11 protein-coding genes are annotated in these 15,347 nt (G+C 38.2%); 3 read left to right on the plus strand and 8 right to left on the minus strand.

The annotated features are described in order from the left end of the window. Positions 1–237: 237 nt before the first annotated feature. The 8 genes from AB4153_RS11700 to AB4153_RS11735 form a co-directional block, all read right to left on the minus strand. Positions 238–1,005 carry a PP2C family serine/threonine-protein phosphatase gene (locus AB4153_RS11700; RefSeq protein ID WP_102528963.1) on the minus strand — a complete coding sequence of 256 codons (768 nt, stop codon included), beginning with the start codon at positions 1,003–1,005 and terminating at the stop codon, positions 238–240. Further along, positions 996–1,727, minus strand: coding sequence for a type VI secretion system-associated protein TagF (gene tagF / locus AB4153_RS11705; protein ID WP_371997526.1), 732 nt, complete (start codon positions 1,725–1,727; stop codon positions 996–998). The genes AB4153_RS11700 and tagF overlap by 10 nt, the downstream gene beginning before the upstream one ends. Further along, positions 1,709–5,251, minus strand: a complete 3,543-nt coding sequence (gene tssM, locus AB4153_RS11710) for a type VI secretion system membrane subunit TssM (RefSeq protein WP_371997527.1) — start codon at positions 5,249–5,251, stop codon at positions 1,709–1,711. Before tssM ends, tagF begins: the two co-directional genes overlap by 19 nt. A 23-nt stretch (positions 5,252–5,274) precedes the next feature. Further along, positions 5,275–6,561 carry a type VI secretion system protein TssL, long form gene (tssL, locus tag AB4153_RS11715; protein ID WP_102528960.1) on the minus strand — a complete coding sequence of 429 codons (1,287 nt, stop codon included), beginning with the start codon at positions 6,559–6,561 and terminating at the stop codon, positions 5,275–5,277. 27 nt (positions 6,562–6,588) lie between these two features. Then, the gene (tssK, locus tag AB4153_RS11720) at positions 6,589–7,917 is read right to left on the minus strand and encodes a type VI secretion system baseplate subunit TssK (RefSeq protein ID WP_102531752.1); all 1,329 of its coding nucleotides are present in this window, start codon (positions 7,915–7,917) and stop codon (positions 6,589–6,591) included. 97 nt (positions 7,918–8,014) lie between these two features. Then, complete coding sequence (gene tssJ / locus AB4153_RS11725; RefSeq protein WP_371997528.1) at positions 8,015–8,485, minus strand: type VI secretion system lipoprotein TssJ; 471 nt, start codon at positions 8,483–8,485, stop codon at positions 8,015–8,017. A gap of 14 nt (positions 8,486–8,499) precedes the next feature. Then, positions 8,500–9,846, minus strand: coding sequence for a type VI secretion system-associated FHA domain protein TagH (tagH, locus tag AB4153_RS11730; RefSeq protein ID WP_371997529.1), 1,347 nt, complete (start codon positions 9,844–9,846; stop codon positions 8,500–8,502). A gap of 27 nt (positions 9,847–9,873) precedes the next feature. Next, positions 9,874–11,754, minus strand: a complete 1,881-nt coding sequence (locus AB4153_RS11735; protein WP_371997530.1) for a serine/threonine-protein kinase — start codon at positions 11,752–11,754, stop codon at positions 9,874–9,876. A 417-nt stretch (positions 11,755–12,171) separates the two neighbouring features. Here AB4153_RS11735 and AB4153_RS11740 point away from each other — a divergent pair, with 417 nt between their 5' ends. From AB4153_RS11740 to AB4153_RS11750, 3 genes are all read left to right on the plus strand, one after another. After that, complete coding sequence (locus AB4153_RS11740; RefSeq protein ID WP_102529164.1) at positions 12,172–12,663, plus strand: OmpA family protein; 492 nt, start codon at positions 12,172–12,174, stop codon at positions 12,661–12,663. A 348-nt stretch (positions 12,664–13,011) separates the two neighbouring features. Next, a complete protein-coding gene (gene yghU / locus AB4153_RS11745; protein ID WP_303512741.1) occupies positions 13,012–13,875 on the plus strand; it encodes a glutathione-dependent disulfide-bond oxidoreductase in 864 nt (287 codons plus the stop codon). A gap of 334 nt (positions 13,876–14,209) precedes the next feature. Next, positions 14,210–15,127 (plus strand): LytTR family DNA-binding domain-containing protein, encoded by a 918-nt coding sequence (locus AB4153_RS11750; protein WP_303512738.1) that lies wholly within the window; start codon positions 14,210–14,212, stop codon positions 15,125–15,127. The last annotated feature ends 220 nt before the right edge of the window (positions 15,128–15,347 follow it).

Genomic DNA, 15,347 nt, shown 5'->3' on the forward strand with positions numbered 1-15,347 from the left:
AATAGACATAAATAACACTTACTATTTAAATTTAAAAACCAAACACTTTCCAATAATACTATTTGATGTATTTTATATAAATCAGTAAACATAACAAGATTAAATAAACAGATTAATGTAAATTAAATATCAAACTAATACTTTATAATGTTTTTTAATTGCAAATATACAATTAAAACTCTTTTTAATTAGTTTGGTTTAACTATATTTATTAATATTACTTTTATTAATCGCTGATTATACAAAAACCGGAATTGTTTTATCGCACTCTTCACTTAAACTAGACACTTTATTAGTATGTTTAACTAATATACATGTCACGTTATCACGTGCATTTCTCACTAGCGATGCATGTAACAAAGCTAAACCTGAGTCAATAATGTTTTCAGACTGAATGATTCTTTGAATTTCGTTATCGTTAAGTTCTTTGTTTAGGCCATCGCTGCATAAAAGAAAGATATCACCTTCATTTACTTTATCGCTGCGATAGTCAATGTCCAAATGGACATCTACGCCTACTGCTCGTGTGATGACATTAGCCAAGGGGTGAGTTTCAGCTTCTTCAGGTGCAAGTATACCTTCGTCTACCATGTCATTGACTTGGCTGTGATCTTTAGACAGTTGAGTTAACTGTTGCTCTCTAAACCGATATACTCGGCTATCTCCAACCCATAACATATGATACTGATCATTATCTAACCACAGCACAACCACGGTACTACCGGCGACTTTACCTTCAAACTCAGTTTCGCTCATTTGCTGTAAAATACGATTGCTGTTCTGCAAAGATGATTTCAGTAATTCGATAGTGATTTCATTTGGCTCAACCTGTTCCAATGATTGTTGAATTCCGTCAATAACAGTTTGGCTTGCAACATCACCAGCTGCGTGACCACCCATCCCATCAGCAACAACCCAAACGCCTAAATATGGCAATTCTAAAAATGCATCTTCATTAATTTCTCTTATTGTACCCCGATGGGTCAAAGCATGACTTAAGTGCACGTATGTTCATCCTTATTAAGTTCGGCCATATTCCAACTAGTTTGCTTCCATTGTCCATTTAGCATCGAGATGAATTGGCTCACCTGCGGCAAGCCTTCTGTAATAATGACGCAAGGCTCGACATCAGCAGAACCTTCCGTCCACCAAATACTGTAGCGATTAAATTTACGCTTATACTGTTGATCCAGTAGTGACAATAATTCAGGGCTTTGACTACCAGTAAACACCCAAGCTGTTTTGGTTTGATCCTCTGACTCCACTTCAGAGAATGAATACTTGTCCATTGATACTGTCAATGTGTTATCAAGTAATTCAATTAACCAAGTGTCTATTGCAGTGTCATCCTCTAATACCGATAAAATGTGCTGCTCAAACACTGGTGAACAAGTGTTTGAGCACCAACCTCTAAGTGCAGATTGAGAATGAAAACCCGCGACTGTAAATGGATAATGCCTGCCGACCTGATCCACACTCGGTATAACAGTACCTATCACTGCCTCTTCACAACATATGCCTGCCGATAAAGAGAAATTCCATATTGGACTTGTAAGGTAATAATCTAGCCACTCATTTGCGGCTTGTTCCTTACTTACAGCAAGCACAGCTTGAAGCCAATCATTCCAATTTTTCAGAAAGTCCTGATTCAAATGTTGTTGAATAAAATCTCCTTTAGCAGGGATTTTTCCACAATAACCAATACTTTTTAAAGGTTCGCAGGACATCTAAATGTCTCCATATTTGCCATCCAAAATGGATTGTTCACACTATTAGCAATCAGTTTTAGTTCAGCGTTATATCCACTCAGGTTAATCATCAACTTTCCGTCCTTTTTAGTTTGTGGACGCTTATTACTCAACTCATCAAGTAATTTGAAGAAAGACCATTCACCTTCATATTTCATATTAATTGAGCGGCCACCATTAGGGGGCGAGAATGCGATGCGCGTTTCGTTGTTTGCACCTTGGCCAGGCCAAATAAACATTTCCTTTCTGGTTGGGCCATGTTGATACTTAAGCTGTTGATTATCCATTTCTAATAAGAACAAGCTGACACTTCGGTCTAATAGCTGAGGCTCTAGCGAGAAATTGATTTTAGGGCGTTTACTACCAGGCTCAAAAAAAGCTTCTTTAATCACTTCAGCACGTTGATACATAATCAACACATCATCTTGAATGCCAATATTTCGAATGAATCGCCACGGCTTTTTACTGGTATCAACATGCATTGCTAAATATTGATCCCAAAACTTATCGAGTGTGCCGCCATAGCCAAAGAATTTACTGAAGTCATTCAATCTCACATCAACTTTAGATTTACGATTAAATGGATAACGTCCATCAATCGCGCCTTTAAACTCAGCTAAAACCTGTGAACGCCAAATACCATTAAAGCGTTGATTTTGATTTGATTTGGCAAAAGTACGTGTTTGATATGCAACCCCACCTAGCCAACCTTTCACTGGATGTGGAAGATCAATTAATTGTTCTGATAGATTGCTGCCCATTTGAGCAAAACTTTCTTCTACAGATTGATTCATCACGTTACCGCGAATATCTGACTGCAACATGAGTTTGGCGTAGTTACGGTTAAGCGCTCTGAGGGTTGTTTGAATTTTATCGACATCAGTTAAATTGATTTCTATAAGCTCTGCAAACGCCACTTCAACTTCTTTACCTGGTAATTCCACATCTAATTCAATCGCGGTATCAGGTAACAAGCGATTTAACTGCGCTTTTTTAGAACGAAAAGCAACATCAGTAACATTGCCAGCCACTTCAGATGCCGCTTTTAAGTTATTGGATTCCATGGGTAGTTTTGTCAATTGCACATTTTTTTGCACTGCTGCAATAATGGTTTTAATCGGTTGATCTGGACTTGCTAATGCTGCAGTAACTCTTTCAGCTTCCTCGAGAGTCGAGTAGGGTTTAACCGTGATATCACTTAAAAAGTCTTCCCAGTAAAAAATATAATCTCGAATATACTTTCTCTCAAGATCAGCTGTTAAGCGGTTTCGTGCTTGCTCGTCTAAATTTGCTAACTCATCACCATAAACCCAACTATCTGCCGTTAAGTTTTTAATAATTTTATTTTTCTCAATATTAAAAATGCCATGGAAACCATTGAAGGTGTATAGGCCAGGAATACCTTGATTAAACTGACGTCCACTTCCAAAAACTAACCCATCTAAACTGTCAGAACTGAGGATATCGACCAATTCAAAATCTGGAATACTGCTTTGCGAATAGTCACTTTTTAAACGCTGATACGCACGTTCAACTAGGGGTAGCATGGTTAAATTGGCCCTAGCACCACCAACAACCATGTCGTCATAGTTGTCGCCCCTAATCCCTAAATTAAGTAAGGTTTCAATATGAAGGTTAAGCTGTTGGCGCACTTCAGCGTTTACATTGCCGATCACATTGCGGTCAATGTAAGCAGAAAACCAAATCTTAATGTCTTCAGCTTGATAGTACTCAGGTAAATACAACATTAAATAGGTTTTTAATGTTTCATAGAGATAATTAAGGTGATGGCCATTAGCATCCATTTCTTCACTGAGAATAGATAGCATTAAAGGTCTTAAGTGGGACTCAAGTGCCCTTACATAAGCGGCTGTCGCTGGCTGCTTTAATTTATCGCCTTGATAAAGCCCTAATGTATGAGCATCTTCCGATTTTTCAGTACCATAGCCAACAGGTAAATCTCGAATAATCGTTAAGCCTTTCGTTAAAGTGACAATATCCGTCTTAGAAGACAAGCCACCTTGGGTAACGTCTTCATATTTAGCAAGCTCTTGGTAAGTATTGTCTATCAGCTGTCGATTCCAGTCGTAACTCTCCCACCAAAAATAACTCGCGACTAAAGTGACCGAAGCAGCAATAGCTAACGATGCCTTTCTCAATAATTTGTTTTGGTTAGTATGTTTTCTGTTGCTTGAAGCGAGGTCTTTTTCTGGAAAAACAACATCTTCTAATAAACGTTTTATAAAGTAGCTTCTTACTTTGCCATTGGAACTTGCCTTGGTTTTACTTTTAATCCCGCTCGATAAATGAGTTGAAAGATGATCTATCGGTGTGCCTTCTTGTGTGGCACTCGTCAAGTAAACCCCACGAAGTAACGGTGCTTCTTCGTATGCATTTGGTGCAAAGATTTCTTTCAAAAAGTCATCTGCCGAGCTTTGCAGGAGCCTTAATTGCTTAGGAAACTCGTAAATCGCAGCTCGACGTTCCAAATCTCGCTCATGCCTTAATCGGGTATTTAATCTTGCGTTTAAAGTCAGCAGTAAATGATGAAACTCTTTATTGAATGTACTAACAATGTCAGTTTCTTCATCCACATCAAGTGGGAAAGTTACGCCCCAAATTTGCTCACAGTCTTCCTTTGTTAAATCATCAAAAAACTCGTTAAAGCCTGCTACTAAATCCGATTTAGATAACAAAACATAAACAGGAAACGTCATGCCTAATTGGTTTTGTAGCTCCTGTAAACGTTGTTTAATCGCTCTGGCATGCATGTTACGTTCGGTTTTAGTCTGGTTAAGCAATTCAGACATTCCCATACTAATAATCACACCATTAATAGGCCTAATTGGACGATACTTTTTCAGTAAGCCCAAAAAGCCCTGCCACGCTCTAGAATCTTGTTTTACATGACTATCTTGCGTGGTATAGCGACCTGCGGTATCTATCAACACGGCTTTGTTAGTAAACCACCAATCACAATGACGTGTGCCGCCGACGCCTTCAATCATATCCACACCCATTTTTTCTTTTAATGGGTACTCTAAACCTGAATGTTGAATAGCTGTCGTTTTACCACTACCTGGGGGGCCAATCATGATGTACCAAGGGAGCTCGTAAATACTTTTATTCTTTGTCAGTTTAGTCTGCTTTAAGATGTCTAAAGCTTGGGTCATCTTATTTTGTAGAACATCTATTTCGTTTTTAACGAGATCATCACCAGAAACCGTTTCACCCTCACCATTAATGAGGCTATCTACCATTTCATCACTTTGTTTTTTATTTTTGACCTGCTGCATAAAGTGCAGCCCACCCCAAATGATGACAATGACCAATAGTACGATCACTCTCACTGCTGTTGATGCAAGCGGTTCATAACCAGCAATAGCCACTAAGGGGCCACCAAACCAAATCAATAACGCTAAACATGTAAATCCAATGATTGTGATAACCCATTTGGATTTAAAAATATCGACAATCCTTTTGCCAATTGATTTTGCAGACATTATTACAATTCCTTTGTGTAATGCTAAAACAGTAAGTCTATTTCGATACGACGATTAAATGCGCGGTTTTGCTCACTGTCATTGGCAACTCTCGGTTCTGACTCGCCTCTTCCTTCTGGCCATAAACGACCTCGTAAAGACGCATTTTGAGCCAAAACATTACCTATTGAAGTTGCTCTTGCTAGAGATAGGTGCCAGTTAGAAGGGTATTTTGAGGTAAAAATAGGTTCATCGTCAGTATGACCTGTAATCAGAATTTTCCCTGAAGTGCCTTCAAGTGTTCTGGCAATTTTTGCCAGAATAGCTTCAAAGTCAGAACGAGGCTGAGTATTACCTGATGCAAATAACTCCCCCGCTTCAATTCTAATTCTCACACGATCGGTTAACTGTTCAACTTCTAATAAGTTTTTAGAAATCTCAGTTTGTAATAACTGCTGCAATAACAAGGCTTCATCGCGACTGATCAACTGTTCTTCAACGGTGTCTTCCCATGGCACGATACTGGTAAGTTGCTTATAAGCTGTTGATGAGTAATCATTAATGCTGTATCTAAATCCTAAGTAAATAAACAATAACAACACACCAAAAAGCGCACCTATAACCCACAATGGAAATGGCTGTTCAAAGGTTTGGTTTGAGGCTATGTTCTGTCGCCAAGAAGGTGACAACTCACGATGTAAATCATCTTTCGTCGATTGAATCACCAAAAATGTTCTTTCTCTTAATGCCTCTAACTGTTGATCGCCTTGTGGCTCAACGCGCATCTTTCCAACAAATCCAAGGGTTAAACATAAATACATTAACTCTAATAAATTACACTTTTGTTCGGGCTGTCTTAATGATGCATCGAGTAATGTATAAAAGTACTCACCACCTAAGGTTTCATTATGAAAAGTTGATAATAAACTGTCGGAGGCCCAGTAACTTTGTTCCCCCCAAGGTGAATTCAATACAACTTCATCAATGAAACAACACAAACAGTAACGCGCAGACTTTATATCTTCTGCACTCACATCAGCGCTTCGTAGTTGCTGCTCATAATTTTTAATTAACTCAACACAATGAACTCGTAATGTATCAATATCGTCATGCTGAGCACTGGTGCGCAATTGGGTACATATCGATAATAATGTTCCTGCAAAATCAACAATCGGATTTTGCGCTAAACTTAACACCGCACTTTGTGCACGGTTATCAAATTTGATTTCTTGTACCAATGTTTTCTGACTGTCATCATTAACTTTGGGTTTACTGGTTGCTAATCCAGCCCCTCTCCCAGGGCGAGGTTTAACAATAGTTTTATCTTCCACAACAAATATCCTTATACATTGTGTTTATTACGTGTTGATAGCCCAAAGCTCTATCTGTAATTCAGGATATGCACCTGAAATATGCATAGCTAACCCACCACTAGATTTCAGCTTTACCCAATGGCTGTTATTTTTATCAAGCTGAAAGTAGTGATAACCGGCATGATACGGCACTTGTCGTGGTGCTATTGGTAAGGTTGAGATACCGATACCCGCCAGTTGGTTATTGACTAATTCTCGTATCGTTTCTACTGAACCAATTTTTATTTGTGATGGCAGCCTTTGGCGAAGCTCCTCACTCGGCACGTTCGCTTTTACAGCCAGAATAAAGTCTGCATTATCAAGCATGCTTTTATCTGAAATGGTGGCAAAATATACGCCGAACTTGGTCTTTTCTAACGCAAACTCTGTTGCACTTTGTTCAAGAACAGTACTTAAACCATGGTTGGTAATCACCATCACATTACTGAATACATACGTAAGATTGTCATGTTGGTAAATAGGGAATTTAGGCGGGCGTTTATCTGGGCTACTAAACGTAGCTAATTCACCAGAGAATGACAGCAAAGAGCAAAAAAAGGTTTCTGGGTGAACATGGCTAACTACAGAGTAATGTTCAAATATAGGTTGATACTTATTCAACAATTGCAGCATTAAAAAGTCTGCAATCGAACTTGAAGCACTTTGGGATTGATTTAATCTTCCAGCGATAGCATCAGCTCGTTGCTGGATCATGCCATTGATTTCGGTATTTATATTTTGCAAGGCTTTAATGTGGGAAATACCGGTACAGGCAGGAATAAACTTTTTATCAAGTTTAACAACACCTTCATCAGAAACATCAATGACTCTTGCTATCGCTATGGATACATAGCCTGAACGGTCTTCACTTTGCAATTTCAGTCGGCAATCTAATTTGGCCACCTGCAGCACTTCTGTAGCATCAGAGCCAAAACTGGTATCCACAATATTATGATCATCAAACACATATCTTGTTATTTGATTTTGTTCTTCCGACGAAATATTAAGACTGTTACTTTTAGATACAGGCAGAACAATATAAATCAATTGATCAATGGTGCCAGCAGGAATCGAAATCGCTTTAGGTAAAGGACTTTGCTCTGGTAATAATGCCAGCGTGTGATCCTGGAACATACATTCAATTCTGTCTAAACCAAATTGTCCTAGGGGTAATAATCCATGATTCACTTCAAAGCTGGTCACTCCCCACGCAAAAGGGTTAAGTTTATTGACCGCATGAGTTTGCTGATATTGTAAGAATCGCTCTTGTTGTTGCATGTGTTGTGGACGCAGGAACATCCCTTCCGTCCATGCTACAGGACTAAAATCACTCATAATTTCCCTATTATATAATGACGTTCAATGTCTTTATTTTTATTCTATAAAACGTTAATGCAATTTCTCTAAACCAGAAAGCTTCATCAAAAATGCATTATTGTTCAGAGTTATAAACGGCTATTTTTTCGATGTTTATCGTAATACTGTCATAGTCTGTAGGATCAACTTCAACCACTGAACGCCAGCGCGATGAGTCAATATCACGATACGCGACAACCACACCGACATAGCGAGTATTTGCCCCTAAAGACATTGGGTACTCACGAATTTCAGAAGGCTGAAGCTCTAATTGATCTTTGCGTATTAAATCTGGGCCCAATACAGACTCAGCATCTTCATATAAAGTAAAAAAGTCTTGAGTATCAAAAATGGTTCTTGAAGACAATTCGAACACTTTGACCACGACCGGTGATGGACGAAGGTTAATATCAGGATTAATATCTTTACTGGCTTGAAAAGTAATATCCGTATAAGGCGGTACAACAGCATTAATCGTTTTGCAGCCAGTGCTGAATAATAGCGTGAAGACCAATGCAATATAATAAATACTAATTTTAAGTTTCATTTTACCGTTTCTCCCTAAAGTAATTTAAGTTTACTGTCATATGCTTTCACGAAATCATCTGATAACGCTGCAGAATTATCTCTCATGAATTCATTTTTATAATCTTGATGTAAGCTTTTGTAGACTTTCCATTGTCTTGTTTGCTTTTGACCTGGCAACATATCAGTTATCGTTTGACTCTGACTTTTTTGCTCTATCGCCTGAGGGTCTAACTCATTAAGTAAGCCTTGCAATGCGCCAATGGTGCCGGCAGTTAAAGCAATATCATGCTTGCGTCCGTCATTGAAGGCTTCAGTAATCGCCTGCTGTGAAGACAAGAAACTCGCGCTGTTACGTAAGAATAAATTTTGAAATACATCATCAATATTGGCTGAAAATTTCAACGGATTATTTTCTCTTTGTTGAAATGTCGTCTGATTAATTCTGAATTCCATTTTAAGCTGAGAGCGTTGACGCAAAGAATCCATTAAACCTGTCAGCATTAAATGCATACTTTGGCCTAACTCCAGCATTAACGATTCATTCAGCACTTTGCCATAGTCTTGTTCATCTACCCCCAAGCCTTTAAAAAAAGCTTGAGTGAGAGACGTTACCGGCTGAACTTGTGTATTAGCTTCTTGTGCTGGTGTTGTACGCGGCGTGCTTCGAGCGACGGGTTTAACTTGAGCTTGCGCTTGCGGTGCCGCTTGAGGCCTTGGCGTTTCCACTAAAGGTTTAGCAGCAACTGTTGGAGTCGCTGCTGGAGTGCTTTTTTGCTCAAAGAAATCCTTATCCCATTCTTCTGGGATTGTAGATTCTGGTGGCTTAAAGTGATCCTGTAGGTCGGCATTAACTTCAGATAATAGTGCTGAGTTTGAACTCGCTTTACCTAATAATTCTTGAGCATCAAAACCAGTAATATCATTATTAAAATCGTTGTTAAAAGCAGGCTCACTCGAACTAATAACTGCCTCTGCAGGTAAAATGTTCGATTGCTGAACTCCAGCAGACATATGCCCATTATGAGCAGAGTCAGTTGCCGAAATTAGCTTCGCACTGACCTCATAGTCACCGAAAGTTAACAAATCTTCGTGCTCAATCTTGTGGGCGGCACCCGAACCTAGCGCTTCAACAGCACGATTGATGAATAAACCATTAGTTGATAAATCTTCGATGTAAAAACCATCATTTCGTTTAGATATTTGAGCATGCTTACCTGATACCACTTTATCAGGATCAGGCATATGCCAATCGCAAGTCTCAGACCTTCCTAAGCTCAAAACATTACCAACATTAATAACCTTGACCTGCTCGGGCGATAGTCTGTGATAACTTACAATCTCTAACGTTAATTCCATTTTATTACTCGTCTCATAATCCATTAAACTTAGTCACGTTCACCAACATATTTATAAGCGTTGTACGCCATTCAAACGTTCATAAAGCTCATTACCGCGGGCAAATAATTCACGAGCAGTTTTTAAGTACTGTTTTTCTAAATAGATATTCGCTTGACGTAAAAAAGAAGCCGCTAAACGTTTCTCAAGAGTCAGTAAGGGTTCAAAGTCGGCAGGCATACTTGTCGCTAAAATGGCTACTTCTTTGTCAAAAGCATGCAGTTTCTTTGGATCAACAATAAGATCAAGTTGTTCTGTAAGCACCTTGAACGTATCACGATAAAATACCTCGGCAGCTTCATAAGGATATTCAGCAGCAGAACCACTTTCAGTATCACGGTTGAAATCATTAAGCTTTTTAACAGCAACACGCATTGATGCGCCATATTTCAATAATGGTTCAGCTTCAGGACTTGCTGAAAAAACAACTTCTCCTGTGGTAATAAGTGCACTGATTTGTTCAACATCACGAAGTTTTAACGACTGTTCAAATGCAGAAGTATATAAAACCAACGCCTCTTCATTAGGCATATACTTAAATTTAGGTTCTACGAAAGCTAAACCTTCTACAATCGACTTAATATTGTTATCCCCAGTCTCGTTATAGCGAGATTGCGACAACAACACAGTCAGACGATCAGACAAAGAATCAATGACTGATTGTTTACTACGCTTCATCTGATTATTGATTTGCAACAACCTCACAGAATCGGGGTAGTAACGGCTAATGTCTGCAATTATTAACTCAATTTGACCGTAATTTTGATATAAGCCATTGTCACTTTTAGGCACTGCTGCTATTTGCTTTTCAATTAAATCCAAGACTTCGATTTGATGTTTTCTCAATAAACCATCGCGGATCAAACTTTTCTCGTTCGGAAGACCATCAATTTGCTCAAATAGCGTCGAGGCAGTGATAAACTCGTATGCATCAGACTCATTTTTGACTTGCTCATTAGCTGAAATGATATTTTCTAAAACGCCAATTTTTTGTTCAGAAGCTTGATGCACCTGAAAACCTACAACACCAATCAAAGCAGCAGCGGCTAATGAAACAGGCACAGGCCAGCTCTTACTTTGAAACTTGGTGATTAATGATTGTATGTCGAGTTCTCTTTGCGCTTTATGAATCGCTAAGCCTTTTTTTAAGCTTAACCAAAGGCGAAAACTGAGGTGTTTTGGTTTAGTCAGTTTTTGTTTGTTGGTATCGACTTCGTTAGCTGCGACTCTTAAATATGGGTGTTTACTTGTTAATAATTCATAGGTTATACAAGAAAATGCAAAAACATCATCCGCAGCACATGCTTCTTCGCCTAAAAGCTGTTCATAGCTCGCATATGCAGGGGTATAACCCGTTAAAGAAGGATCAGAATCGGCTTCAGCTAATGCGTACTGATCTACGTTTTGCTGAAAGTTTTTAGCAACACCAAAATCAAAGACTTTAATGTCACCCTTTCGAGTGAGAAAGATATTGGAAGGTTTTAAATCGGTATGAACAATCCCTTGTTTGTGTGCATAAGACAGAGCCGAGCCAATCTGCTCAATGATTTGCATTGTGCCTTTAAAGTTAATGCCCGATGGTTTAGAGCGCTTGATGACCTGCTCTAATGTCTCACCATCTAGCCACTCCATGACCATAAAATGGTAAGCATCATCGCTATCCACATCATAAACACGAATAATATTTGGATGGGAAAGTTGCTGTGTTTGAATCGACTCTTTAATTAACACTTGCTGCGCCTCAGGTGCATCAGCAAATTCCGATAATAATACTTTTATTGCCACAAAAGGCTCAGAAACATTAAGTGATTCGAGGTATAAATCTTTTGCTCGATATATGTCACTCATGCCACCATGGCCAATTCTAGATTCAATTAAATAACGTTTTTTCAAACATTTTCCAATCAAATTAGTTTTATTCTCAATTGTTTTAGTTTGGTTTATTCCAGCCACAAAAGTTTTATCATCAATTGATGGGCTCGATTCTTGACACTTATCCATAAGTACAGGTTTATCCCTAAATATAATCAAAAGGTATGTAAACTAACTACCTAGTAATAAAAAAACTATAATATGGTGCAGCATCGCATATAAAAAAACAACATTTAAAATAATTACAATTAATTTAAATTACCAATCAAACAAAACAAACACACCCAATAGTATGTACTAATAACGAAAGTAATCATTAAGTATGTTGTGATATTAATTTTTTAATCAACAAACGCTAAAATTAATGTAATTACTATTGACCCGCAATTATAGAATAGGTAATTTTACGACTTCTTTTTTAATGGACTAAATATAGATATGAAACATTTAAAATATTCAGCGATAATATTAGCATTTACTGTCATTTCAGGGTGTAAATCAACACCAGAAAAAGCCCCCGAAACGCCGCAAAAGGTTTCTTTATCTCCAGCTTGCTTAAGTTACGCATTACAAAATGAGCAAGAAACCGAAGTAACAGGCTTTAGACCGGTATTTTTTGAGGTGAACAGTGACAAACCATACAGCCGATTAGACAGTAACATGTCTTGTATCGTGACTTACCTGTCAAACAACCCTAACAAATCGATTGATATTCAAGGTTACACGGATGATAAAGGCACCATTGAATACAATAAAGCGCTTGCTAAACGTCGTGCAGAAGGGTTAGTTGAACATCTTGTCGTACTTGGTGCCTCTCCAAATCAGTTAGCTTCAAGTGCCCATATCATTCAAGATAAAGGTAAAAAGCTTACTAAAGCTGAGCGCTCAAAAATCCGCAGAGTCAATTTTGAAGTGACAACTAAGTTATAAAGCCCTACTTATCCATAGGTATTATATATGGGTATCGAGTATGGATTTTTATTATGGGTGTTAGGTGTGGGTGTTAAGTATTAATATCAAGCAATTGTTACTTTTCACCCTCCAATCATCTCTCATATTATTGACTCGGTTATCCTCCCAGTTCACAGCGTTTCATTATTCTAAATTTCCCTTATTAATAACCAATTCTGCTAATCTATTTTTCGTCCTACACTTTTTTATTTTAGTTTTGCCCTAATATCTTTTACATAGCACGAGAAATGTATCCCAGTCGGCAGAAGCTAGATAAAAGCATTGATGGTAATCTTTTAGCTAGTGTCAAATTAATGAGGTTTTACAATGACGAACGAATTCACTCCGCCTAAAGTTTGGAAAATGGAAGATGAAAATGGTGGAAAATGGGCAAGTATCAATCGACCTGATTCTGGTGCCCGTTTTGATAAAGCGCTGCCTAAAGGTAAGCATGCTCTGCAGCTTTACTCTTTGGGCACGCCTAACGGACAGAAAATCACTATCATGCTTGAAGAACTACTGGCAGCTGGAGTAACTGAAGCCGAGTATGATGCTTATATCATTAATATTGGCGAAAGTGATCAATTCTCTTCAGGCTTTGTTGCAGTCAATCCTAACTCTAAAATCCCTGCATTACTCGACAACACCACGGATGAACCTATTAATGTTTTTGAGTCTGGTGCTATTTTAGTTTATCTGGCTGAAAAGTTTGGTCACTTTTTACCTAAAGAACTAGCGAGTCGTACTCAAGTAATGAATTGGCTATTTTGGCTTCAAGGCTCTGCACCTTATCTTGGTGGTGGCTTTGGCCATTTCTATGCCTATGCGCCTGAAAAATTTGAATACCCAATTAATCGCTTTTCAATGGAAGCCAAAAGACAGCTAGATGTATTAGATAAGCAACTGGCAAATAATCAGTATCTTGCAGGCGACGAATACAGTATTGCCGATATTGCTACCTGGCCTTGGTATGGCAATTTAGTCTTAGGTAATCTCTACGATGCCGCTGAATTTTTGGATGTGGAAAGTTATCCTAACTTACTTCGCTGGGCAAAAGAGATAGAGCAGCGCTCTGCTGTAGAGCGCGGAAGAATTGTGAACCGTTCATGGGGAGAAGAATGGGAACAAGTCCCTAACCGCAATAGCGCTGAAGATATTGATAAGGCATTAAACCTAAAACCTAAAACCTAAAGTTTAGATGTTATAAATTAAAACAAGCTTCACCACTTTAACCCTATTAGATAGGTTCACCATTTCAAGGGTTAAATAGTGACAGAGTGCTAAGACGGCAAAGTAATTACTTTGTCGTTTTAAAAGACATAATAAAGCAAGGATGTTCAAGGAATAACTCAATATTAGTTGGCCAATACACACATTGAATAAGTTCACGTTATATGCCCCTAAACATCACTGACACTCGCTAAGTTTTTAACTTAGAAGGGAATTCATTTCAACCGTCTTTGATTTTCTCTTAGAGATAGTTTTATGTTAGTGTTTTGTAAAGTTTATCATTAGAATATCTTTCATGTTTTGGTTGAACGACTCACTAAACTCTCGCATTACTTTACAAAAACGGGCTTTGCTAACTGCCAGTATTACAGTGCTGATCTTATGTGTCTTTCAGCCTTTTGGCACTTATGAGTCAGAGTTATCATTTAAATACCTACGCTTAGCAGGCTATGGCGTTGCCACATTCCTAGCCGTCTTTATTGCAGGGATGATTGAGATAGCCTTATCTCACCATAGAGCCAAAATAAAACCTTATCCTCTATTAATCATTAGCCTATACATCACAATCGCAGCGCTGTTCAATCATAGCTATTTCGTTGTTGCCGTTTATGATAGTTGGCACTGGGAAAATCAGCTGATATTTGTATTTTACGTATCGACTATTGCGATATTTCCAGTTTCGATTATGTATTTTCGTAACAATAATAATGTGACATCAACGAGTAAACCCACTCCATCTGCCCCTTTATCTAATTCTCGCTTAACTGATACTCAATCAACAGATACTCAGTTAACAAATTCTCGGTTAACAAAAGCTTCGTTAACAGAAGATAAAGCCCAAAAAACAACCGATAATTCTGTTGTCATTCAAATAACGGGCGAGAACAAGTCAGACTTTTTATCTGTCAGCTTAGCCGATATTATTTTGATCAAATCAGCCGATAACTACTGTGAAATCATTACAATAAAAGACAACCAAGCGACTGTTAACTTACTGCGCATGACACTGATTAAAGCGCTAGAACAATTACCACACGATAGCGATATTGTTCGATGCCATCGCTCTTACGGGGTAAATTTATCACACGTGAAATCATTCCACGGAAATGCCAATGGTTTAAAACTAACAATGCAGTTTAGTGACGTTATCGTTCCTGTGTCTCGATCATATATTGCTGTAATTAAAACCGCTTTGTCACTCGCCCCTAGTTAATGTTATTCGTCCCTATTCGACAGGTTTCACCACTAAAATTTTAAGCTAATCCCAAAAGTATTGTGACTTACTCACTCGTTGTTAACACTGTCATTCGATAAACACTAAATGACGACTGGGTAGAAGATGACAAATAAAATCAGAGCAACACTTTTGTTGGCGGCATTCATTTGTAGCCATTTATTGATAAGAAATTTATGGGGTGAAACATGGACAGAAA

The sequence above is a fragment of the Shewanella sp. 10N.286.52.E4 genome (assembly GCF_041468785.1).
GTDB lineage: Bacteria > Pseudomonadota > Gammaproteobacteria > Enterobacterales > Shewanellaceae > Shewanella > Shewanella electrodiphila.